At 61.5% G+C, this 22,065-nt stretch carries 19 protein-coding genes; 10 read left to right on the top strand and 9 right to left on the bottom strand.

The genetic code is table 11. The features are described 5' to 3' along the window. Window positions 1-35: 35 nt before the first annotated feature. Genes folE2 through HB680_RS06510 form a run of 7 tightly spaced genes read left to right on the top strand, consistent with a single transcriptional unit; the run spans window position 36 to window position 6,168 of the window. The gene (gene folE2 / locus HB680_RS06540; protein WP_213937751.1) at window positions 36-935 is read left to right on the top strand and encodes a GTP cyclohydrolase FolE2; all 900 of its coding nucleotides are present in this window, start codon (window positions 36-38) and stop codon (window positions 933-935) included. Then, window positions 932-1,600: an ATP-binding cassette domain-containing protein gene (locus HB680_RS06535; protein WP_213937750.1), complete on the top strand. Its 669-nt coding sequence runs from the start codon at window positions 932-934 to the stop codon at window positions 1,598-1,600. Before folE2 ends, HB680_RS06535 begins: the two co-directional genes overlap by 4 nt. Continuing rightward, window positions 1,600-2,463, top strand: coding sequence for a metal ABC transporter permease (locus HB680_RS06530; RefSeq protein ID WP_213937749.1), 864 nt, complete (start codon window positions 1,600-1,602; stop codon window positions 2,461-2,463). Before HB680_RS06535 ends, HB680_RS06530 begins: the two co-directional genes overlap by 1 nt. Window positions 2,464-2,477: 14 nt before the next feature. After that, window positions 2,478-3,353: a metal ABC transporter substrate-binding protein gene (locus HB680_RS06525; protein WP_213937748.1), complete on the top strand. Its 876-nt coding sequence runs from the start codon at window positions 2,478-2,480 to the stop codon at window positions 3,351-3,353. Beyond that, on the top strand, window positions 3,350-3,910 hold the full coding sequence (locus tag HB680_RS06520) for a DapH/DapD/GlmU-related protein (RefSeq protein WP_054048242.1): 561 nt from the start codon (window positions 3,350-3,352) through the stop codon (window positions 3,908-3,910). The genes HB680_RS06525 and HB680_RS06520 overlap by 4 nt, the downstream gene beginning before the upstream one ends. Before the next feature lie 2 nt (window positions 3,911-3,912). Further along, window positions 3,913-5,250: a dihydroorotase gene (locus HB680_RS06515; RefSeq protein ID WP_213937747.1), complete on the top strand. Its 1,338-nt coding sequence runs from the start codon at window positions 3,913-3,915 to the stop codon at window positions 5,248-5,250. A 24-nt stretch (window positions 5,251-5,274) separates the two neighbouring features. Further along, the gene (locus HB680_RS06510; protein ID WP_213937746.1) at window positions 5,275-6,168 is read left to right on the top strand and encodes a His/Gly/Thr/Pro-type tRNA ligase C-terminal domain-containing protein; all 894 of its coding nucleotides are present in this window, start codon (window positions 5,275-5,277) and stop codon (window positions 6,166-6,168) included. An 86-nt stretch (window positions 6,169-6,254) separates the two neighbouring features. Here HB680_RS06510 and HB680_RS06505 read toward each other — a convergent pair whose 3' ends face one another. Beyond that, on the bottom strand, window positions 6,255-6,776 hold the full coding sequence (locus HB680_RS06505; RefSeq protein WP_213937745.1) for a DUF3617 domain-containing protein: 522 nt from the start codon (window positions 6,774-6,776) through the stop codon (window positions 6,255-6,257). Between the two features lie 131 nt (window positions 6,777-6,907). On the opposite strand from HB680_RS06505, the gene cls reads away from it, so the two are divergent. Next, complete coding sequence (cls, locus tag HB680_RS06500; RefSeq protein WP_213937744.1) at window positions 6,908-8,347, top strand: cardiolipin synthase; 1,440 nt, start codon at window positions 6,908-6,910, stop codon at window positions 8,345-8,347. On the opposite strand, the gene cfaB is transcribed toward cls, so the two are convergent. From cfaB to HB680_RS06475, 5 genes are all read right to left on the bottom strand, one after another. Then, the gene (gene cfaB, locus HB680_RS06495) at window positions 8,344-9,528 is read right to left on the bottom strand and encodes a C17 cyclopropane fatty acid synthase CfaB (RefSeq protein ID WP_213937743.1); all 1,185 of its coding nucleotides are present in this window, start codon (window positions 9,526-9,528) and stop codon (window positions 8,344-8,346) included. The genes cls and cfaB overlap by 4 nt on opposite strands. 215 nt (window positions 9,529-9,743) lie before the next feature. After that, entirely contained in the window at window positions 9,744-11,654 is a 1,911-nt protein-coding gene (locus tag HB680_RS06490; protein WP_213937742.1) for a heavy metal translocating P-type ATPase, read from the bottom strand. Next, window positions 11,651-12,709: a protease modulator HflK gene (locus tag HB680_RS06485; RefSeq protein WP_213937741.1), complete on the bottom strand. Its 1,059-nt coding sequence runs from the start codon at window positions 12,707-12,709 to the stop codon at window positions 11,651-11,653. Before HB680_RS06485 ends, HB680_RS06490 begins: the two co-directional genes overlap by 4 nt. Then, the gene (locus HB680_RS06480) at window positions 12,706-13,743 is read right to left on the bottom strand and encodes a protease modulator HflC (protein WP_213937740.1); all 1,038 of its coding nucleotides are present in this window, start codon (window positions 13,741-13,743) and stop codon (window positions 12,706-12,708) included. The genes HB680_RS06485 and HB680_RS06480 overlap by 4 nt, the downstream gene beginning before the upstream one ends. After that, the gene (locus tag HB680_RS06475; RefSeq protein ID WP_213937739.1) at window positions 13,740-15,704 is read right to left on the bottom strand and encodes a protease modulator HflK; all 1,965 of its coding nucleotides are present in this window, start codon (window positions 15,702-15,704) and stop codon (window positions 13,740-13,742) included. The genes HB680_RS06480 and HB680_RS06475 overlap by 4 nt, the downstream gene beginning before the upstream one ends. Before the next feature lie 224 nt (window positions 15,705-15,928). On the opposite strand from HB680_RS06475, the gene lpdA reads away from it, so the two are divergent. Continuing rightward, the gene (gene lpdA, locus HB680_RS06470) at window positions 15,929-17,329 is read left to right on the top strand and encodes a dihydrolipoyl dehydrogenase (RefSeq protein WP_213937738.1); all 1,401 of its coding nucleotides are present in this window, start codon (window positions 15,929-15,931) and stop codon (window positions 17,327-17,329) included. Window positions 17,330-17,448: 119 nt separating this feature from the next. Here lpdA and HB680_RS06465 read toward each other — a convergent pair whose 3' ends face one another. Further along, window positions 17,449-17,922 (bottom strand): Lrp/AsnC family transcriptional regulator, encoded by a 474-nt coding sequence (locus tag HB680_RS06465; protein ID WP_038980472.1) that lies wholly within the window; start codon window positions 17,920-17,922, stop codon window positions 17,449-17,451. Between the two features lie 144 nt (window positions 17,923-18,066). Between HB680_RS06465 and HB680_RS06460 the strand changes: the two genes are divergently transcribed. Then, a complete protein-coding gene (locus HB680_RS06460; protein ID WP_213937737.1) occupies window positions 18,067-18,696 on the top strand; it encodes a LysE family translocator in 630 nt (209 codons plus the stop codon). Window positions 18,697-18,699: 3 nt separating this feature from the next. On the opposite strand, the gene HB680_RS06455 is transcribed toward HB680_RS06460, so the two are convergent. Both HB680_RS06455 and HB680_RS06450 read right to left on the bottom strand, forming a co-directional pair. Next, entirely contained in the window at window positions 18,700-20,841 is a 2,142-nt protein-coding gene (locus HB680_RS06455) for a hypothetical protein (protein WP_213937736.1), read from the bottom strand. Next, entirely contained in the window at window positions 20,828-22,024 is a 1,197-nt protein-coding gene (locus tag HB680_RS06450) for a DUF3142 domain-containing protein (RefSeq protein WP_213937735.1), read from the bottom strand. The genes HB680_RS06455 and HB680_RS06450 overlap by 14 nt, the downstream gene beginning before the upstream one ends. Window positions 22,025-22,065: the final 41 nt, after the last annotated feature.

Here is a 22,065-nt window from a genome sequence, read left to right as displayed (position 1 = left end):
AACATGCCAAACCAACTCCCACGATGGACCTGCTCATGAATGCGCTGACTCTGCCGGATATCGCCGCGCAGGCCTCACGCCAAGCCCTGCCACTCGAGTGGGTGGGCATGTGCGGCATTGCTCTTCCTGTTTTGTTCGATGGCCAACGGCTGAGCGCAAAAGCCGATGCCGGCGTAAGCCTGGACGATGGTGAAGCGCGCGGCATTCATATGTCGCGGCTGTATCTGGCGCTGGAAATACTTGAACGGGAGAACCTCACGCCGGGATTACTACGCCGCGTCTTGCAGCATTTTCTCGACAGCCACCAAGGATTGTCCTCCAGCGCTTACCTGAAAATTCACGTCGATTTACTGCTCAAACGACCGGCACTGATCAGCCCATTAGCCGGCTGGAAAACCTATCCAGCGAGCATCGAAGCACGTTTGAAAAACGATATGTTCCACGTGGAACTAAAAATCGACGTGCCTTATTCCTCTACGTGCCCGTGCTCCGCAGCGTTGTCGAGACAACTGATCCAACAGCAATTCGTCGATGATTTCGCCAATACACCCTTGCAACACGCCGATGTTTTGGCTTGGCTGGGTTCGACAAAAGGCATCGTCGCCACACCTCACAGTCAACGCAGTACCGCTCAATTGCAGCTGCGTCTGGATGACTATCTCGACGATTTGCCATTAATCGCCGTCATCAACGACGCCGAAGCCGCCCTCGGCACAGCCGTGCAAACGGCAGTAAAACGCGCCGATGAACAAGCCTTCGCCCTGGCCAACGGTCAGAACTTGATGTTCTGCGAGGACGCCGCACGACGTTTGAACCTGGCCCTGAAACGCTCCCCCGGCATCAATGGATTCCACATACGAGTCGTGCACGCCGAAAGTCTTCACGCCCACGACGCCGTCGCCGAAAGCCACTGGAACTGGGAGTCAGCCGCATGATCCGCTGCCAATCCCTACGCTGGGGCGCACCCGGCCAACCCCTCACACCGGCGGTAGATTTCGAACTGCCCGAGGGCAGCCTGACCGCTGTCATCGGCGCCAATGGCTCGGGCAAAAGCAGCCTGCTGAAAGTCATCGCCGGCCTGCAAAAACCACTGGCCGGCAAAATCGTGCTGGATGTTCCACGCAAGGGCGGCCTCTCGTTCCTGCCGCAGCAACAACACCTGGACCGGCAATTCCCCATCAGCCTCCAAGAGCTGGTGGCCGCTGGATTCTGGGGCAGCAAGCAATCGCCTGAAGCCCGCAGCCAAAAACTCAAAGCGGTACTGGAAGATTGGTGTCTGTCAGGCCTGGAACACCGCCCGTTGATGGCGCTCTCCGGTGGCGAATTACAACGCGCCCTGCTCGCCCGCTTAAGTCTCGCCGAAGCGCCTTTGCTGCTGCTCGACGAGCCCCACGCCGCGCTCGATGAACTCGGCCAGGAACTGCTCTGGAAACACATCCGCGCCTGGCACGCCGAAGGCCGAACCCTGGTCGTCGTGTGTCATGACCTCTGCGCCGTGCGCCAACACATTCCCCAAACCCTGTTGATCAAAAGCAGCGGCTGCACCCTCGGCCCCAGCACCGAACTGATCCACCAACAACCCCAAACGCAGGTGGCCTGATGATCGCTGCCGCGCACCTCTGGCAACCGTTCCACGAGTTCGTCTTCATGCGTCGGGCATTGCTCGGGGGGTTGGTCCTGGCGTGCAGCACCGCACCGCTTGGCGTGTTTCTAATCCTGCGCCGCATGAGTCTGATCGGCGACGCCGTCGCTCACGGCATCTTGCCCGGTGCCGCGCTGGGTTTCTGGTTCGCCGGATTAAGCCTCCCCGCACTGACCATCGGCGGCCTCGGCGCCGGCCTGAGCATGGCCGGCCTCGCCGCATGGATCACCCGCCGTACCGGCCTGCGGGAAGACGCCAGCCTCGCCGCGATCTACCCGATCTCCCTGGCCAGCGGTGTACTGATCCTCGGCATCGCGGGCAAACGCCTGGATCTCCTGCACCTGCTGTTCGGTTCGGCATTGGCGGTCGACGGGCCGACGCTCACCGGCATGCTTTGGGTCTCCGGTTTCAGCCTGATCGCCATGGCCCTGATCTACAAACCGTTGTTGCTGGACACCCTGGACCCGCTCTTCCTGCAAACCGTCAGCCGTCTCGGGCCACTCGCCCACGGCGTATTCCTGACCCTCGTGGTGCTGAATCTGGTGATCGGTTTCCAGGCCATCGGCGCGTTGATGGTGGTCGGTTTGATGATGTTGCCGGCCGCCGCTTCGCGCTTCTGGAGTCGTCGCTTGCCGGTGCTGATGGCCATCGCCTCCGTGCTCGGCAGCCTCTCGGTGTGGTTCGGATTATTGCTGTCGTTCTACTACTCGCTGCCCAGCGGCCCGGCCATCGTGCTGGTAGCTGGCGGTTTGTATCTGCTGTCCGTGGTGTTCGGTCCGGTGCACGGCTTGCTGCGCCGCCCGCCTTTGCTCACATCCTAATGAGGTGTTTCCCGATGCGCGCTTTACTCGTGCTGTTCAGTTTGATGCTGTCGATGTCGCTGTCTGCCGCAGAAAAACTCCAGGTCGTCACCAGTTTCAGCATCCTTGCCGACATGACCCATCAGGTCGGCGGCGAGCATATTCAGATCACTAACATGGTCGGCCCGGACGCCGACGCCCACACCTACGAGCCGACCCCGGACGATGCCAAAGCCTTGCTCAAGGCCAAGCTCATCATCAAGAACGGCCTCGGCTTCGAACCATGGCTGGATCGCCTGGTGACCAGCACCGAAACCAAAGCGCCGGTGATCAGCGCCAGCCACGGCGTGATTCCGCGTTCGCTGGATGAAGACGGCGAAACCGTTCCCGACCCGCACGCCTGGCACAACCTGGCGAACACCGAGTTGTACATCGCCAACATCACCAAAGCGCTGATCGCCGCCGACCCGGCGAACAAGGCCGACTACCAGCGCAACAGCCAAGCCTACCTGAAACAGATCTACGCCCTGCTCGCCGAAGCCAAGGCCAAGCTCGGTTCGCTGCCAGCGGGTAACCGCAAGATCGTGACGTCGCATGACGCGTTCGGCTATCTCGGCCAGGCCTACGGCATCGACTTCATGGCGCCGCAAGGTTTGTCCACCGAGCGTGAACCGTCGGCGGCGGAAGTGGCGGCGTTGATCACCCAGATTCGCCAGGCCAAGGTCAAAGCGGTGTTCATGGAAAACATCAAGGACGCCCGCCTGCTAAAACAGATTGCCGATGAAAGCGGCGCCCATATCGGCGGTACGCTTTACTCTGATGCGCTCGCGGCAAGCGGCCCCGCCAGCACCTTCGCCGGGCTGTTCGAATACAACCTCAACACCCTGTACGACGCGTTGAGCAAGCCATGATCCGGAAGAATCCTTCAGGTGATCTGCCGGTGATTGCGGAGTCCGCTTACGTGGATAAAACCGCGATCATCTGCGGCAAAGTGGTGATCGGCGAGAACGTCTTCGTCGGTCCCTACGCGGTGATTCGCGCCGACGAAGTCGATGCCTCGGGCGAGATGGAGCCGATCACTATCGGCGCCAACTCCAACATTCAGGACGGCGTGGTGATCCATTCCAAGTCCGGCGCGGCGGTGACCATCGGCGAGTTCAGTTCCATCGCCCACCGCTCAATCGTTCATGGTCCGTGCACCGTCGGTGACCGGGTGTTCATCGGCTTCAACAGCGTGCTGTTCAACTGCTCGGTCGGTAACGGCTGCGTGGTGCGGCACAACTCGGTAGTCGACGGCCGGGACTTGCCCGATGCCTTCTACGTGCCGTCCACTACACGCATCGGCCCAGGCACCGACCTGTCGCAGTTCCCGCCGGTGAGCATCAGCGCCTCGGAGTTTTCCGAAGACGTGGCGCGCACCAACGTCGATCTGGTGCGCGGCTACAAAGCACTGCAGAACGAGTTCTGACCATGAGCAGCGTGCTGATTCGCAATGCCCGGTTGGTGAACGAAGGTCGCGTATTTGACGGCGATCTGCTGGTGAGCAATGGCCGCATCGTCAAGATCGCCAGCAGCATCGAAGGCGAAACGGCGAACGTGGAAATCGATGCCCGGGGTCAGTGGCTACTGCCAGGCATGATCGATGACCAGGTGCACTTCCGCGATCCGGGAGCGCCGGACAAGGGCAGCTTCTACACCGAATCTCGCGCGGCGGTGGCCGGTGGCATCACCAGTTTCATGGACATGCCCAACACAAACCCGGCCACGCTCACACTCGAAGCATTGGCCGACAAAAAGCGTCGGGCGGCGATCAATTCGGTGGCCAACTACGGCTTTCACTTTGGTGTGAGCAACGACAACCTGGACACCGTCGCCGCGCTCAATCCTAGCGAAGTCGCCGGGGTGAAAGTGTTCATGGGCGCCTCTACCGGCAACATGCTGGTGGACGATCCGCGGATTCTCGAGCGGCTGTTCGCCGACGTGCCGACGATCCTGTTGGCCCACTGCGAACACACGCCCAGCATCGATGCGAATGCCGCAACACTGCGAGAACTCTACGGCGAACAGATTCCCGCCGCCGCCCATCCGCTGATCCGCAATGCCGAGGCCTGCTTTCGTTCCTCCTCAATGGCCGTGGAACTGGCCAAGCGTCACGGCACCCGACTGCACGTTTTACACCTGACCACCGCACTCGAACTGGCCTTGTTCGAAGACAAACCACTGGCCCAGAAACACATCACCGCCGAAGTCTGTCTGCATCATTTGCTGTTCGATGATCGCGACTATCCGCGCCTGGGCAACCTGATCAAGTGCAACCCGGCGATCAAGTCCCGGACCGACCGTGATGCCTTGCGCCAAGCTCTGCTGAGCAATCGGCTGGACGTGATCGGCAGCGATCATGCGCCTCACACCTGGGCCGAAAAGCAGCGGCCTTACAGTCAGGCGCCGTCCGGTCTGCCGCTGGTGCAACACGCCCTCCCCGCGCTGCTGGAATTGGTCGCGGACGAAGTGCTGCCGATCGCCACGCTCGTGGCCAAGACCAGTCACCGGGTCGCCGATTTGTTTGCGATTCCCGACCGTGGTTATCTACGCGAAGGTTATTGGGCCGATCTGGTGCTGATCAAACCGGAGCCCGAAGGCGTCGCTGTTTCCCAGCAACCGATCCTCTCGCAGTGCGGCTGGACGCCTTTTGCCCTGAATCGTTTTCGCCACAGCGTCAGCACCACCCTGGTGTCGGGGCAAATTGCCTGGCACGCCAATCGTCTACATGACAGTTGCCAGGGTTTGCCCCTGCGCTTCATGCGCTAACGCCCATTCCCGAGAACAGTGACCATGATCCACATCACCCTGCCCGACGGCTCACTGCGTGAATACGATCAGCCTCTGTCCGTGTATGAACTGGCGGCGAGTATCGGGTTCGCGCTGGCCAAAGCGGCGGTGGCCGGTCGGGTGGACGGTGTGTTGGTCGATTGCGGGTTCATGATCCAGGGCGATGCCCGGGTCAGCATCGTCACGCCTCAGGAGCCCGATGGCCTGGAGATCCTGCGCCGCTCCTGTGCGTTGATGCTGGCCATGGCGGTGAAGCAGTTGCATCCGAGCGTCCTGTTGCTGAAGGGATCGGCGCTGGGTGATGGATTCTTTTATGAGTTTGCGTTGGAGCGCGCGTTAACACTGGCGGACCTGACGCCGATTGAAATGCGGATGCACGCGCTGGCGGCAACCAATCATTCCATTCGACAGCGACCATTAACCGCCACCGAACGGCATTCGGTGTATCGCCTCGGGGACGGCGAATTCTTGACCAGAGGTCCTCACGTTCCGGCCACCAAAGTGCTGCAAGCCTTTGCGCTGGATCATGTCGGCGGCACGTCGCTGCAACGGATCTACGGGACATGCTGGCCGAGCCGACAGGAGTTGGAGCATTGGCGCGCACCGCCGCAAGTGATGGTGGTGAACATCGACGAACGCCAGATCGCTTACACCCAATCGGTGACTGAGGAGCTGCGCCGCAGTGGGGTGCACGCCCACGTTGATCTGCGCAACGAGAAGATCGGCTACAAGATTCGCCTGCACAGCGAGCGAAGCGTGCCGTACCTGTTGGTGGTCGGCGAGAAGGAAAAGGATGGCGGGTTTGTCAGCGTGCGCAGTTGCAGTGGGGAGGATTTTGGGCAGATGCGGATTGATGAGGTGTGTGGGTTTTTACATCCCAAAGATTGTGGCGTTTGAACTGACGCCATCGCGAGCAAGCTCGCTCCCACATTGTTTGTGAACGACACAGATCCAATGTGGGAGCGGGCTTGCTCGCGAAGCTTTTAGGCTCTTGGCTTAACCGTCCCGCAATCCTGCCCCAACCAAACCGCGCGGGTATCAAGGCTACCCTTCTGCTGAATGCCGGTCGCGTTGAACGTGCCGTTGACCTTGGTGGTGAACTCACGATCACTGAGGAACGTCGCCACACCCGCACCTTGCGCTTTCGGGCAACTGAAGCGGAATTTCCACTGGTTGCCGCTACGGTCGGTGATTTCCTGCTTGCAGCCCGATTGCGGGTCCGTCAGCGGAATATTGTCCGACGCCACTTGAGCCTGAGTCAGACACGCACGAATCCCTTTGCCGCCCATGGTGATGCCCTGCTTCTCCAGTTGCGCCCGTTGTTCCGGGGTCATCTGGCCTTGCAACTGGCCGAGGATCAATTGCAGATCCGGCAGGTTCTGGTCATCGACTTTCATATTGCTCGTGGTCAATTCCCACAGACCCGGTTGCAGCATCTGCGCCTGAGCAGCCACAGGAAGGGACAAACCAAGGGCCATGGCCAAACCCAGCAGACGAACGTTCATCGAGAAACTCCTGATCAATAGTGGCCGTTAGACGTCAGCCATGTGCTTCAGTTCATGGGCCAATTAAATAGCGACATTCTGCACGGAACATGGTCTTTTACGTATTGAATCTTCAGGAGCAAGGTTGCCCCATGGATTATTTTGGACCGCACATTTTCGGTTATCTGATCGCGCTACTGCACTCGCTGGGCCTGATTGCCGCCATCCACGCCGTGTTGACCGTTCGAACCGCCCAAGGCTCCATCGCCTGGGCCCTGTCGCTGTTGTTCATTCCCTACCTGACGCTTATCCCCTATCTGGTCTTCGGCCGCAGCACCTTCGATGGCTACATCAAGGCCCGGCGCCAGGCCAACGAGGAAATGCGCAAGGCCATCTCCGAGCTGAACTGGCGACCATGGGTTGAAGAAGCCCTGACCGCCCGCGCATCCAGCGCCTACGCGTCCTTAAGAGCCATGCCAAAACTGGGGCGCATGCCATGCCTGGCGAACAACGAAGTGCGCCTGTTGATCAACGGCACCGCCACGTTCGAGGCGATTTTCGATGCCATCAGCCACGCGAAAGAAGCGGTGTTGATCCAGTTCTTCATCATTCACGACGACCGACTCGGCCAGCGCCTGCAAGCCCTGCTGCTGAAGAAAGCCGCCGAGGGCGTGGCGGTCTATCTACTTTACGACCGCATCGGCAGCCACTCGTTGCCCCACAGCTACGTACAACCGTTGCGCGACGCCGGCGTCGAAGTCAAAGCGTTTGCCACCCGCAGTGGTTGGCTTAACCGGTTCCAGGTCAACTTCCGTAACCATCGCAAAATCGTGGTCGTGGATGGCGTGCTGGGGTTCGTTGGCGGGCACAACGTCGGCGACGAATACATGGGCGAGAAACCGCCCCTGGCGCCGTGGCGCGATACCCACGTTCAGGTGCGCGGCCCGGTGGTGGCCTGCATGCAGGAATCGTTTGCCGAAGACTGGTTCTGGGCCGCCCGCACGCTGCCGCCGCTGATCCTGCCCGACGTGTACCCGGACGACGGCGTGCTCTGCCAATTGCTCGCCAGCGGCCCGGCAGATTCCTACGAAACCTGTTCACTGTTCTTCGTCGAAGCCATTCATGCGGCGACGGAACGGGTGTGGATCACCAGCCCCTACTTCATTCCGGATGAAGCGGTGTTCGCCGCGTTACGTCTGGCCGTACTGCGCGGAGTGGATGTGCGGCTGCTGTTACCGTCGCGGCCGGATCACCGGATCGTCTACGCCGCGTCCAGCCTGTACGCCTTCGAAGCGGTGCGCGCAGGCGTGCGGGTGTTCCGTTACGAGCCGGGATTCCTGCATCAGAAAGTGGTGTTGATCGACAGCGAAATCAGCGCCATTGGCAGCGCCAATCTGGACAACCGTTCATTCCGGCTGAATTTCGAAGTGATGTTGCTGACCGTCGACAGCGTGTTCGCCGCCGAGGTGGAGCAGATGCTCAATGATGATTTCGCCCAGGCCCACGAGATCGCCAAAGAAGAAAGCCGGGAGACCCACCGCCTGCAACAGATTGGCATGCGGGTCGCCCGGCTTATTTCACCGATCCTTTAAGGCGTGTAGATGTCGTCGCGAGTCCAGGGCAGTTCATGGCTGCCATCCGGATGGGCTTTCACCGCGAGGATCTGGTGCAGGTTGATCCAGCCCTTGGCGAAGGCGTAGGCGCAACCGGCCAGGTACAGCCGCCAGATTCGCAGGGCCTGCTCCGGCACCTCCTTGGAGGCGGCTTCCAGATTGTCTTCCAGGCGTTCGCTCCAATGGTCGAGGGTGCGCGCGTAATGCAGCCGCAGACTTTCGACGTCGACAATCTCCAGCCCCGCTTCGCTGATCTCCGCAGAGATCATGGAGAGGTGTGGCAACTCGCCGTTGGGGAACACGTACTTCTCGATGAAATCACCAGCACCGCGTCCGACCGGGCGGCCATCGGTGTATTTGGCGGTGATCCCGTGGTTCATCACCAGGCCGCCCTCCTTCACCGCGCCGAACAGGATTTTGCAGTACTCCGCCAGATTCGCATGGCCGACGTGCTCGAACATACCGACGCTAACGACTTTATCGAAACGCCCGTCCTGGGGCAGATCGCGGTAGTCGAGCAGTTGCAGTTCAATCAGGTCTTCCAGGCCTTCCTCTTTAACCCGTGCACGGGCCAGGGCCAGTTGCTCTTTGCTCAGGGTGATGCCGAACACTTTTGCGCCGAACTCCCGGGCAGCATACCGCGCCAACCCGCCCCAGCCGCAACCGACATCCAGCAGGTAGTCGCCCGGTTGCAGACGCAACTTGCGGCATAGATGACGGAATTTGGCTTGCTGGGCCTGTTCCAGCGTTTCACTGCCGGTCTCGAAATAGGCGCAGGAATACGCCATGTCGCTGTCGAGCCACAGTTGATAAAACGCATTGGAGAGGTCGTAGTGGTAGGAAATCGCCTTCGCGTCGGTTTCCTTGTCGTGGACGAGGCGAACCGGCTGACTGTCCGCGTCACCGAGCAATGCCTGGCTCCACTCATCACAGACGCGGATGACATCGCTGATTGAGCCTTCCAGCTCAAGCTTGCCTTCGACGAATGCTGCCCCCAGTGCGTCCAGGCTTGGATGGGTCAACTGGGTAACCATTTGTGGGTCCTTGACCACAATGGTGACGCTGGGCGTCGGCCCCAGATTGAATTCATGGCCGTCCCAGAGTCGCAGGCGTAGCGGTAGCTGCAGATTCTGTAAGGCCGGTGGAAGTTGCGCGAGCATGGTTAATCCCCCTTGTTTCAGACGTCTGATGTGAGGGTACACCATCATTAGAAAAATAGCCGGCTATCGATTTAATAGCGTTTTTCTATAACTCGCGGCGCTTCAACCAGCCGTCGTGAATCTACAAACTGATGGCCTTCACCCTAGATGACTACGAAAAATGCACACAGTTCTAAAAATTTCAGGTCGTCGATATCTCCCGGGCCAGAGTCTTTTCAGGCGTCATCTTTCAACTTGAGCAAAGGTTCCTGAAACCGCAGCAAACGACCGGCGTTCCCCAACACCAGCAACGTGCTCAGGTTATGCAGCAACGCGGCAATCATCGCCCCCGCCGCGCCGAGCCAACCGAACGCCGCGAAGGCAACGATCGCCAGGGTCCAGCCCAAACCGATGATCACGTTTACCTGCAACGTCTGGCGGCACTGGCGACTCAACCGTACGCAAGTCCCGAGCCGGCGCAGGTCGCTGCCGATCAGCACGATGTCCGCCGACGCCAGGGCGATGTCCGCCCCACCAGCGCCCATGGCCACGCCGACAACACCGGCCTTCAGCGCCAGGGAATCGTTGATACCGTCGCCAACCACCATCGGCCGAAAACCACTGCCGATTTCCGTCAGTACGCGATTGAGTTTGTCTTCGGGCAAGGCCTGCGCTTCGACGTCGCTGATACCGACATTGCGAGCCAGCGTGTGCGCGACACTCTGCCGATCCCCCGTGAGCAGCAACTGCCGCCCCAAGCCCAGCTCACGCAATTCATTCAAGGCAAACCGCGCTTCAGGTTTGACGGTGTCCGCCAGCAACAGCCAAGCGAGAAATTCACCGTTAAGCGCCAACCCGGCAATCGGTCCGTCGTGTTCGGGAACAGCCGAAGTGGCGATGCCCAATTGCGCGAACAATTCCGGACGCCCGAGCGCCGCTTCGCCCTGCTCCGTCATCGCCACCACACCCAGACCCTGGCGTTCATGGATATCCGACAGCAACAGAAAATGTTCCTGAGTGACCAGACTGGCCAACGCCCGACTGACCGGGTGGCTGCTCGCGGAGCCAAGACTGGCGGCGAGTTTCAGTACGTGGCTACGGTCTTCCAAAGGACTGTCGATGGATTGCAGGCGCAAGGTGCCGAAAGTCAGGGTCCCGGTTTTATCCACCACCAGCGACGTCAGGTCCGCCAGTTCTTCGAGGAACGCCGAGCTGCGAATCAGAATCCCGTGCCGTGCGGCCACCGCGACTCCGGCAATCGCGGTGGCCGGCGCCGACAACACCAACGCGCATGGGCAAGCTGCGACCAACACCGCCAACATGGCCTGAGCATCGTTGGTGATGAACCAGGTCACGGCGGCCAGCAGCAACACCAGCACCATGTAGCTGCCGGCGTAACGTTCAAGCAAACGAGTAATCGGTGGTTTGGAACGCTCGGCGCTTTGCATCAGCGCGATGACTTTGCCGAGGGTCGATTCGTTGCCGGTGCGGGTGACTTCAATGCGCAACAGACCATCAAGGTTGATCGCCCCACCGAACACGCTCATGCCAACCACGGCTTCCAACGGCACCGACTCGCCAGTAATCGACGCCGTGTCGAGGCTCGCCTGACCGGACAACACCCGACCATCCGCCGGCACTCGATCACCAGCGCGCACTTCCACAATGTCGCCAGACTTGAGCGTGCCGTTGTCGACTTCAATCACAGTGCCGTCAGCCTGGACTTTGCGCGCGTGGCTGCGAGTCAGTTTGCCGAGGGCATGAATCGCCTCCTGGGAACCGATCACGCTGCGCTCTTCCAGCACATGACCGAAGATCATGATGATCGGCAATAACGCCGCCGTGAGTAGATCGCCCGTGGCCCAGGCACCGAGCATCGCCAGGGCGATCAGTTGATCAGTGATCCCGTGCAAGCTCGGGTAACGCAAGCTGTACCAGGCCGAACGCATCACCGGCACGGCCACCAGCAACGAGGCAAACCCCAGCAGCAACTGGCTGACCCCGGTCTGCTCCGGTGACACCCAGCGCCAGATCAACCCTAACCCGAGCAAGCCCAAGGCGAGCATGGCCAGGGTCAATTGGCGCGCGGCGCTGCGTTGTTCAGCCGAGGACAACATGCTCGGTGCGGCGGCGGTGTGGGCAGTCATTGTGCAGCTCCCTGAATGATCAGGCGGGAATCGTCTTTCGGATCGACCGTCGTCACCGAGCCGGCCTGGCCGAGAATCTTCGGCATCCGCTCTCGGTAAATCCGCAGCAGCATTTGCGGATCGGTGCCCTGCTGTTGCGCCTTGGCCAGGCTCAATACGGTCGCGGTATCGGCCGAGGCTTTGGCCAGTCGTTCACTGGCTTGGGCATGAGCCACCTGCACGGTTCGGTCGGCTTGCTCGTTGGCGGTCTGAGTGAGTTTCTCGGCTTCGGTACGCGCATTGGCCACGGCTTTGTCAGCCTGCTGACTGGCGGTCAGTACGGCGTTGAACGCATTAACCGCGGGGTCGGGCAGACTCGATTGCACATCGACGCGTGCGACTTCGATGCCAATGCCCTGCCCGGTTGCCGTCAGTTCCGCCAGGCGCTGATTGATGCCTTGCACCAGATCACCGCGCAAGCGCTCGCGACGTTCGGCGGCCTTGTTATCGGCGCCAATCAGTTCAGGTCGTGCCACCAGAATCGTGTCCAGATCCCGCGCCGCCGTCAGCGCCAAGGCGCTGCGGGTAACCAGCCGATCCAGAGCCGGCAGCACGTGTTCACCTTGAAGGACGAAGGCATACGGCTCGGTGACTTTGTAGAACACCCGCACATCCAGTTGCACCACGCCGGCATCACCGGTCAGCAAATAACCGGAGCCGGCGAGTGCATCACTGAGCGGTGTGGCAAATGTCGCCACGCGATCAGCCTGCAACGCCACATCGCTGCGCAACAGATTTTCCACCCGACGCTCGATGACCCGGTCCGCCGCTGGCAACAAAATCACCTGCTCGAACGGACGTGGCCACGCCAACAACAGGCCGGCATTCTGGATGCGATCTAGGGCGCCGAAGTGCAAAACCACAGCGCGATTTTGCGGATCAATCTGCCGCACATTGGAGAACGCCCAAGCCAAAGCAGCCAATACCGTCACCGCGTAAAGCGCCAGAAAAGCCAAGCGCCCGGCCTGAATCCAGGGGCTGCTTAATTCATTTGTTCCACGTGGAACCAAATTCATGGCTGCAACCCGGACTTGTTTTCAAGGCTCGGCGGACCGTCCACCAATACGCGGAATGGCGCAGCATCCGTGCGCAAAATCAGTTTGGTGCCCGGTGAAACAATCGTGCCCAAGGTGTCGAGGGAGCGCAGCAGGTTGTAGAGCTGCGGCGATCCAGCGTAGGCGCGGCCGTAAATCTGCGCGGCTTCGACCCGGGATTGCGCTTCGATGTCAGCAGCTTTCACCGTGGCATCGGCCTGCACGATGCGCGCGTCACGTTCGGCAGCGGAGCGGATTTGCGCCGCTTCGCGTTTGCCGATGGCCGTGCGTTCGGTGGCGATTGTTTCACGCTCGGCGCGCATGCGATCAACGGTGGCGGTGAGCGTCACCGACGGCAGCGTCAGCCGTTCGATACCGACTTGCAGCACGCGCACGCCATACGTGGTGAGCAACTGCTGATCGATCTGCTGACGCAACTGCGCTTCGAAATCGGCGATGTGCACTTGATTGGCGTCGGTGTTCACCAGGTTGGCCAGATCAAAACTGCTGGCGGTGGTTTCCAGTGCCGAGCCGACAAAGGTGCGAATCTGCCGCGCCGCTTCATCGGGCTGGTTTTGCACGGCGCGCATAAAGCGCTGTACGTTGTCCGGGTCGCCCTGCACCTGCCACGCCACATAAGCTTGAACGATGATGCGCAAACCGTCCCGCGTGCCAACATCCTGCAAACCGCTGGAGGTCGTTCGCAACCGCAGGTCTACCGGAATCGCCGCTTCGAACGGCGCCGGCCAACGCCAGCCCAGGCCTGGGTCCAGCAATACCCGCGACGGATTGCCGAAACGCGTAATCACCGTGGCCTCCCCGGAGCGCACTTGCACCAGGCTCGCGGCGGCGATGGCGAACGCCACCAGCAACGCCGCCCAGCCCATGCGCCGCCACGGGAAAGGGCCGGCTTCCTCGGGAGCACCGTGGTGATGATGATGACCGTGGTGATGCCCGCCGTGGCCGTGATCGTGGCCAGTGTGGTCATCGTGATCGGGAGTATGCGACTGGCTCAATGGGTGGCTCCTGGCTGAGCGGTGTTACGCGGCGACGCAGGGTCAGCCGGCAGCGTAAACGTACGGAGGTCGATGGTCGGCGCATTGCTGCTGCCGCCCAGGCGATGGTCGAGTACCAGCAGTTTGGCGTTGGCCAGACCCTGGGTCAGTTGATTGAAATATTGCTCCAGCACAAAGGCCTGGCCAGCACTGGCGTAGGCTTTGCGCTCGGCGTTGAAACGCAGGTCCGAAGCTTGCGCCGTCGCGTTGATTTCACGGGCACTGGCGGTGGCTTGATCGCGAGCGATGCTGGCCTGCAATTGCGCCTGGTTGGTCGCCTCCGCCGCCGCACCCCGTTCACGGGAGATCAACGCCTGCGCCCCAATCTGCGCCGCTTGCACGCCGTGATAGGCATTGGCCGCGCCGGCCGGCGGATGAATCGCCTCGACCACCGTGGCGAGAATTTCCACGCCGCTGTCGAGTTTTTGCAGGTCGGCCTGCACCGCGCGACCGATCTCGTCGCCAAGCCCTACCCGGTCTTCACCGAGCAAACCGTCGAGGGTGCGCGAGGCAAAGTCGTGCACCAGGATGCGGCTGGCGGTGCTGCGAATCAGCGTCGGGACATCGGCACTGTTGTAGGTCGCGGCCAACGCGTCCTTGTCATTCAGGCCAATGCGATAGACGAAACGCACGTCCATATTGACGATCTGGAAGCTCTGTTTGTCGGCACGGCTGCTGGCGATGACTTGAGATTTGTCATTCACATGGCTGGCGTCCCACAAACGATTGGCAATCGCCGGGGCCGGACCTTCAGCCGGTTCGGCCACCACAGGTGCCGACGTTTCACCGACGCTGGTGGCCAACTCATGGACCACGCCGTTCTCAACACTCAGCACTCGACCCAACGGCCAGGGCAAACCCGCGTGCAAACCGGGGCCGAAGACCTCCACCGGTTTGCCGAAACGTTCGTAGATGCCACGCCCTTGCAGCGGGATTTCGTGAATACCGGTGAGCGCCCAACCGACGATAGCCACCACCGCCACCACCGGAAAAAACGCCCGGCGCATGTAGGTAAAGGCCCAGATTTGCCGCAGGTCGATGCCGAAGCGGTTGTGCAATTCATGCTGCAACGCCAGCAACGGTTGTGGCGGCCAGCGCAGCATGTCGGCGACGAAGCTGCGCGCCAGCAACGCCGGCTCAATATTTTCACGTTGCGGACTGAACAGCGACAGCACGGCGCGCAACAGCAATTCGACGGCCACCAGCCCTGGCAGCAAACCAATGAGCACCGCCAGACGCACCGGCCAGACTGAAGTGTCATTGCCGAACAATAAACACAGCGCACTCAGCACCAGGCAAATAATCGCGACGCGCGTCAGCTGTGCCAACGCCCCCGCTTCCGGCCACTCGGCGAGGTTTTGCTGGGCCAGTTGACGCTCCAGCACCAATAAACCGAAGGCCAGCAGCAATGACAGCGCGGCGCCGACACTCGCCGACAACCCCAAGGCTGCCGACGGTAACGCGAGGTTCCAGACTTGCTCGATGCTGTACAACGTCAACACCGCCCACCCGATCAGCCAGAACGTCGGGGCGCCGATCTGCGCCAGCAGGTGCACCCAACGCTGACCGATCCGATCCAGCAAGTGTTCGTACCAGCCCACCGGCGCGACCGTATCGTCCTCGACGACAACCGGCACGGTTGCGACCGGACTCATCGCCTGCGCACGCCATTGCGTCACCCACCCGGCCGATTGCAGGCCGGCGACCAGCACCAGCAACCCGGCGCTCTGATTGACCAACAGCGCGCCCCACAGCGACTGCGGCGCAAACAACGCGACAAAAAACGCCAGCACCAGCCCGACCGCCGCCAAGGCACCCAGGCCGATTGCGTACTGACGCAATCGCCGCCCTTGAAAGAGCGCCTGCTGAAAGCGCGGCAACCCGGCTACTTGCGTTCCATCGACATCAAGATCGACTTGCATACCACCCCAGTGTTTATCGTTGCTGACGTCGAACCCGTCACATCTCGTTACCTTATAACGAAAGTGGTGAAATTTCCGTTCTAAATAGCTGTATCTAAAGGTGCACAACCTGTCGCTTAGCTGAAGCCTTGACCGAAATGCCCGGGAACGCACATATTACGTTCGTAATTTTTACCAACGGCTACGTTTATCCATCCGATCCCTTTCAATCCAGGAGTACATCCATGAGCACCTATGACGTCGTGATTCTGGGCGGAGGCCCGGGTGGTTACAACGCAGCGATCCGCGCCGGCCAACTGGGCCTGAAAGCCGCTTGCGTCGAAGGCCGCGCCACTCTCGGCGGTACCTGCCTGAACGTCGGCTGCATGCCGTCCAAGGCGTTGCTGCACGCCTCCGAACTCTATGACGCGGCCATGGGTGCGGAATTCGCCAACCTTGGGATTGAGGTCAAACCGACCCTTAACCTCGCGCAGATGATGAAACAGAAAGATGAAAGCGTTACCGGGCTGACCAAAGGCATCGAGTTTCTGTTTCGCAAGAACAAGGTCGACTGGATCAAGGGCTGGGGCCATATCGACGGGCCGGGCAAGGTCACCGTGACCGACAGCGCGGGCGGCAAAACCGAGCTGAGCGCCAAGGACATCATCATCGCTACCGGCTCCCAGCCCACTCCCCTGCCCGGCGTGGACATCGATAACCAGCGCATCCTCGACTCCACCGGCGCACTGTCCCTGGTCGAAGTGCCGAAACACCTGGTGGTGATCGGCGCCGGGGTGATTGGCCTGGAGCTGGGTTCAGTCTGGCGACGTCTCGGGGCTCAGGTGACGGTGGTCGAGTTTCTCGACCGGATTTGCCCCGGCGTCGATGGCGAAGCCGGTAAAACTCTGCAGCGTTCCTTGACCAAGCAAGGCATCAGCTTCAAGTTGAGCTCGAAAGTCACCAGCGCCACCACCTCGGCCAACGGTGTGCAGCTCAGCGTCGAACCCGCCGCTGGTGGTACCGCCGAATTGCTGGAAGCCGATTACGTGCTGGTGGCCATCGGGCGCCGGCCTTACACCCAAGGCCTGGGGTTGGAGAACGTCGGCCTCGCCACCGACAAACGCGGCATGCTCGCCAACAAGGGCCACCGCACCGACGCCGCTGGCGTCTGGGTGATTGGCGATGTCACGTCCGGGCCGATGCTCGCGCACAAGGCTGAAGACGAAGCCATGGCCTGCGTGGAACAGATCGTCGGCAAGGCCGGCGAGGTCAATTACGACCTGATTCCCAACGTGATCTACACCAAACCCGAGCTGGCCAGCGTCGGCAAGACCGAAGAACAGCTCAAGGCCGAGGGCCGCGCGTACAAGGTCGGCAAGTTCCCGTTCACCGCCAACAGCCGGGCGAAGATCAACCACGAGACGGAAGGTTTCGCCAAAGTGCTGGCCGATGAACGCACCGACGAAATCCTCGGCGTGCATCTGGTCGGCCCGAGTGTCAGTGAAATGATTGGCGAATATTGCGTGGCCATGGAGTTCAGTGCGTCCGCCGAAGACATCGCCCTGACCTGCCACCCGCACCCGACCCGGTCCGAGGCGTTGCGCCAGGCGGCGATGAATGTGGAGGGGATGGCGACGCAGATGTAGTGGGCAGTCTGATAGTGAGCTGCCGTCAGTTCGGCCGCCTTCGCGAGCAAGCCCGCTCCCACATGGGAATGCATTTCAAGTGTGGGAGCGGGCTTGCTCGCGAAGGCAGGCGACGCGGTCTAAAGCGGCAAATGCTCCAGTGGCAACGCCCCCGGCGTCTTCACCGTGTGAATCGCAAAGTTGCTGCGGATGTCACTCACCCCCGGCAACTTCAGCAACCGCCCGGTGAGAAACCGATCGTAGGCCCGCAGGTCTGGCACCACCACTTGCAGCAGAAAATCCGATTCCCCGGACACCAGGAACGCCGAAATCACCTCGGGCAACGCCGTCACCGCCAGTCGAAATGCCTCGGCCTGTTCATCGTTATGGCGTTCAACCTTGACCCCGACAAACACCGTCAGCCCCAGCCCCACTTCATCTCGATCAAGGTTGGCCTGATAGCCGCGAATCACCCCCGCCTCTTCCAGCATCCGCACCCGGCGCAAGCAGGGCGACGCCGACAAGCCGATCTCATCGGCCAATTGCACATTACTCAGCCGACCGTCCCGTTGCAGGGCGGCGAGAATCTTGCGGTCGTAGGCGTCCAGTTTCATGATTGGCAGATCCTGATGGTATTCACGTCATAACGTGGCAGGTTATGCCAATCCAGAAGGTTTTAGAAGTGAACTACGCAAGCACCTGCCCTGCCCTCCGGCCCTAGACTGCCCCTACCAAATCGACAACGAACGGGGTGCAACATGGCAGGTCTCTGGCTGTTTTTCATGGCGCTGGCGGTGGTGTATCTGCTGCCCGGCCCGGACATGATCCTGCTGCTGCAAACCGGCGCCCGCCAGGGCAAAGGCGCGGCGCTGGCCACGGCGATTGGCCTGGGCATTGCCCGGGGTTGTCACGTGGCCTTGGCGGCGCTGGGGCTGGCGGCGTTGTTCAAGGCTGCGCCCTGGACCTTCGATGTGGTGCGCCTCGCCGGGGCCGCGTACCTGTTGTGGATCGGCATTCAGTGCCTGCGCACCACGATGCTGCCCAACCTGAATGGCGCCGGCGCCACGCTCGAAAAACCGCGCTGGCGCGAGTCGATCCAGCGCGGTTTGCTGACCAACCTGCTCAACCCCAAGGCGTTGCTGTTCTGCTCGGTACTGCTGCCGCAGTTCATCAATCCCCAGGCCGGGCCGGTGCTCGGGCAGTTCGCCATCCTTGGCGTAGTGCTGGTCGGCGTGGGTTTGCTGTTCGACAGCGCCTACGCACTGGTCGGCGCCGCGCTCGGCCGCTGGCTGCAGCGCAGCCCGTCGGCCCAACGGATGCAGCAGTGGCTGTTCGGCAGCCTGTTGATCGGTTTCGCCCTGAGGCTGACGTTCGTTCAACAGGCGTGAGCCTTACTGCGCTTTGTGGCGACGGCGACGATTGATCAGCAACAAAGCCGCCGCCGTCACCGCCAACACACCGGTGATCTGCAGCAGCCGCTTGTAGGGCCGCAACGTCGAACGCAGACTGTCCACGAATTGAGTTACGTAGCGTTTATCGGTGTTCTGGAAGTCCGGCTCCTGGCATTGGTGCCCGAAATCACCGGCCCAGACCACATAAGGGCCCTGCTCGACATAACGTTGATAGAACGCGCTCTGTTCCTCCAGGCGGGTGCCCCAGTTGGACGCCTTGCACAGCACGGCAGCAAACGCCTGACTGCTGTGGGGCAGATGATCGGCGGCTTTGCTGGCGAGGGCCGTCGCGACATAACGGTAATGGAAACGCTCATCCGGCTTCGCCACCGTGGCCTGCTGACGCAGCACTTCGCCCTCGGCGATCAACGGGCCGACCTTGAGCTCGGGAATCTCCAGGCTGTAATTGCCGTCGAAGGTCGCGTAATCCGGGGACATCTCGTAGCCCAACAGCGCCATGCCATCGTGGCGAGCGGTGTTCGCGGCCTGGTAGTAAGCGAACGCCCGGCGAGTCGGCCACCATTTGGATTCGGCTTCCTGACGCATCTGCCCGTAAAAACTGGCCTTAGCCTGCAGGTCGGGGTTGTCGAAATAGGCCGGCGCCTCGTCGTAGCGCTCTTCGCGCAACAACCGCCGTCCAAGCAAATCGCGCAGCTTCGCCGCCACCGGCAACGGCACGTAGTTGTCGCGATCCTGCTGGGTCAGCGGCGGTACGGCCGGCACTTGGGTGTCGACGTAATGCTTGAGCTCATCGACGGTCAGCACCCGCTCGGCGACCGTGGCCGCGTCGAGCCAGTAAATGCCTTGGCTGCGATAGAGCTGGTCGAAAGCTTGCAGGTAGTCGCCCCGTTGCAGGGCGAGAATCGCGCTTTCGCCCTCAACCCGGCATTTGGGTTGCACAACGACATCGTTGTAATCCCATTCCGGGATACGCGCCTCGCCCCAGGATTCCTGCTGCGGGAACGCCTGGGCCGCTTTCGCATAAGCCGCTGCGGCAGCAACCTTATCGCCCTCGCGCAGCGCCAGTTTGGCGCGTATCCACCAGGCCAGTCCGCCGTCGCCCGCGTGTTCGACAAAGGCTTTGGCGCTGGCGTAGTCGCCCTGCTGATAATTCATCGCCGCCAGCCGATCGGCGTTATCCAGGCTGCCACGGGTGCTGTTTTGCAGCAGCGGGATCAGCTTTTTCTCGCTCGGCGGTTGTTCACCAAATGACCAGCCGACGCGGCTGATCAAAGAAGCCGTGACCAATTGCTGCACCGTTTTGCCCTCCAGCAACACGGCCAATTGATCATCGGGCAGCGCCGTGAGTTCGGCCATCAACTGCTTGAGCGAGGCGTAACCCACCGGCGAACCGTGGATAGTTTGCGTGGCGTAGAGTTCGATCGCGCGGTTCCAGTCGCCCGCCGTACGCACCACCCGAGCTTCTTCACCGAGGCTGGCGACGCCCAATTCCAGTGGGTCGCTGAAGCCGTCGATGCTCAGCTGACGGGCCTGCGCGAAGGCTTTCTGCGACTGAGCCAACAGATCCGGCCCGGCGCCCGCCTCGGCGCTCATTTCATACAGCGCCCGCCCCAATGAATACGCGGCCCATGTACTGCGCAACGGTCGTTGACTGGCCGGCAGCGCCAGGACTTTCTGAAAGTATTCAGCGGCAAGCACATGATCCCCGGCGTTGAACGCCACGGCGCCCGCCAGGTACAACCGCAGATCCACCGGCAGGCTCGCGCCCTGGATCTCCACCTGATGCGCATCGGTCAACGTGCGCAGTTGCGTGACCAGCGCTTGCTGCTCGGCGGTCAAACCGGCCTGTTCCGCCTTGTCCCGTTGCTCGGTGTAGGCCGGCTCATCGCCGTAGCCGTTGCCCGGGGTATTGGTCGCCACCGTGGCATTCTTCAACCCGGCGATGGCGTGCCCGAGGCGATTGACCTCGAAGCGGAAATTGCCTTCCGGCAGCTCCGCGAGGGACTGCTCCCGGTCATCCAGCAGGCGCATCGGAAAGTCCGGCCCACAGGCCAACGCCGAACCCAGGGGCAAACTGAGGCTCAGGCAGAGCAGATGGCGGGGCCAGTTACGGGTGAACATTCGAACCTCCTTGATCAATGTGTGTGCAACGTGCCCAACCGATGGCGCGCTGACCACCGGCCGGCACTCGACCGTCGCGCAGGCGGGTGAAGGTAAGCAGATCCGGGCGCTGTTGCAACGCATAACCGGCCAGGGCATCGGCGCCGTCACACCCTTGCACCGCCAGCGTCAGGCGTTCGGGCCAGGCGCTGTCGAGGTTGCCCTGATTGATGATGGCGATGTCATAGAGGCCGTTGTGTTCGGAGAGTTGCAGGTTCAGGCGACTGTCGAGGGCATCACCACGGGCCACCGCGCCCAACGTCGTCAGGCTCCAGGCGCGGCGATCACCGGGTAACGGCAGACGGAACCAGATCAGCCCGGCCAGATGGGCCGGCGGATGCTGGCGCAACTCGCTGCCGAGTGCGCTCAATTGCTGTGGATCAGCCAGTAACTCGCGACGTTTGCCGCCACGTTCAATAGGCACTTCGCTTTCCACCACCGGCGCGCCATCGGCGTCCGGCAACAACGCCACGCCATAGGCCGGCAGTGCCAGGTAGAAGGGCTTAGGCGTGATGCGGCTCCAGACCTTGGCCCACTGTTCAGCCTGAGCCGCGTCGAACAAGCCATGGCGCGGATCGCTGACCGCGTGCACCTGCAACACGCTGCTATCGACCGTCGCCAACAACCCCGGCAATTCAGGGCTGTCGAGCCAGGCTGGCAATGCGGTGATGCTCAGGGGCAAAGCCGCCGGCAGCGCGGCGCGCAACTGTGTGAGGAACGTGCGATAGGCCGGTAGCCGAGCGTTGCCGGCATCGTGGTCGATTTCCACGCCGGCCAGGGTCAAGCCTTGGGTTTGCCAGTCGCCGAGCAGTTGCTGGATCTGCGCAATGACCTCGTCCTGATCCAGCGTCTTGAGCTGGCCATCCAGGCGAATTACTGCAATCAGCGGCCGGCCGTCCTGCTTGAGCAACGCCGGATCAACCCGCGCCCGACGCCACCCGTCCTGGGGAAACGCCTGCAAGGCCAGCACCCGCAAGGTCGAGAAATCGGCGCGGCTGTCCCGCAACGCAGCTTCGTGGGCCGGAGTCCATTGCCGTTGCCAGACGTAGAGTTGTTGATCGAGTGGTAGAGATGCCTTTTGCTCACAGCCATTGAGCAACAACATCGCAACCAGCAGAACCGAGAGACGAACGAAAAACGACATGAAATCCCTGATCCTGAAAACACAGGGCCACAGCGTACACA

It is taken from the genome of Pseudomonas sp. dw_612 (assembly GCF_018449725.1).
In the GTDB taxonomy this organism is placed as follows: Bacteria; Pseudomonadota; Gammaproteobacteria; order Pseudomonadales; family Pseudomonadaceae; genus Aquipseudomonas.
Note: the sequence above shows the minus strand (reverse complement) of the source record. Positions and strands in the feature narration are given on the sequence as shown.

What these genes read in the sequence shown, in the direction of transcription:
- HB680_RS06530 (WP_213937749.1), top strand. Translation starts at nt 1,600, where the DNA reads ATGATCGCTGCCGCGCACCTCTGGCAACCGTTCCACGAGTTCGTCTTC.
- HB680_RS06485 (WP_213937741.1), bottom strand. Translation starts at nt 12,709, where the DNA reads ATGAATTTGGTTCCACGTGGAACAAATGAATTAAGCAGCCCCTGGATT.
- HB680_RS06450 (WP_213937735.1), bottom strand. Translation starts at nt 22,024, where the DNA reads ATGTCGTTTTTCGTTCGTCTCTCGGTTCTGCTGGTTGCGATGTTGTTG.
- HB680_RS06525 (WP_213937748.1), top strand. Translation starts at nt 2,478, where the DNA reads ATGCGCGCTTTACTCGTGCTGTTCAGTTTGATGCTGTCGATGTCGCTG.
- HB680_RS06490 (WP_213937742.1), bottom strand. Translation starts at nt 11,654, where the DNA reads ATGACTGCCCACACCGCCGCCGCACCGAGCATGTTGTCCTCGGCTGAA.
- HB680_RS06515 (WP_213937747.1), top strand. Translation starts at nt 3,913, where the DNA reads ATGAGCAGCGTGCTGATTCGCAATGCCCGGTTGGTGAACGAAGGTCGC.
- HB680_RS06505 (WP_213937745.1), bottom strand. Translation starts at nt 6,776, where the DNA reads ATGAACGTTCGTCTGCTGGGTTTGGCCATGGCCCTTGGTTTGTCCCTT.
- HB680_RS06535 (WP_213937750.1), top strand. Translation starts at nt 932, where the DNA reads ATGATCCGCTGCCAATCCCTACGCTGGGGCGCACCCGGCCAACCCCTC.
- cls (WP_213937744.1), top strand. Translation starts at nt 6,908, where the DNA reads ATGGATTATTTTGGACCGCACATTTTCGGTTATCTGATCGCGCTACTG.
- HB680_RS06465 (WP_038980472.1), bottom strand. Translation starts at nt 17,922, where the DNA reads ATGAAACTGGACGCCTACGACCGCAAGATTCTCGCCGCCCTGCAACGG.
- folE2 (WP_213937751.1), top strand. Translation starts at nt 36, where the DNA reads ATGAATGCGCTGACTCTGCCGGATATCGCCGCGCAGGCCTCACGCCAA.
- cfaB (WP_213937743.1), bottom strand. Translation starts at nt 9,528, where the DNA reads ATGCTCGCGCAACTTCCACCGGCCTTACAGAATCTGCAGCTACCGCTA.
- HB680_RS06455 (WP_213937736.1), bottom strand. Translation starts at nt 20,841, where the DNA reads ATGTTCACCCGTAACTGGCCCCGCCATCTGCTCTGCCTGAGCCTCAGT.
- HB680_RS06510 (WP_213937746.1), top strand. Translation starts at nt 5,275, where the DNA reads ATGATCCACATCACCCTGCCCGACGGCTCACTGCGTGAATACGATCAG.
- HB680_RS06460 (WP_213937737.1), top strand. Translation starts at nt 18,067, where the DNA reads ATGGCAGGTCTCTGGCTGTTTTTCATGGCGCTGGCGGTGGTGTATCTG.
- HB680_RS06475 (WP_213937739.1), bottom strand. Translation starts at nt 15,704, where the DNA reads ATGCAAGTCGATCTTGATGTCGATGGAACGCAAGTAGCCGGGTTGCCG.
- HB680_RS06520 (WP_054048242.1), top strand. Translation starts at nt 3,350, where the DNA reads ATGATCCGGAAGAATCCTTCAGGTGATCTGCCGGTGATTGCGGAGTCC.
- lpdA (WP_213937738.1), top strand. Translation starts at nt 15,929, where the DNA reads ATGAGCACCTATGACGTCGTGATTCTGGGCGGAGGCCCGGGTGGTTAC.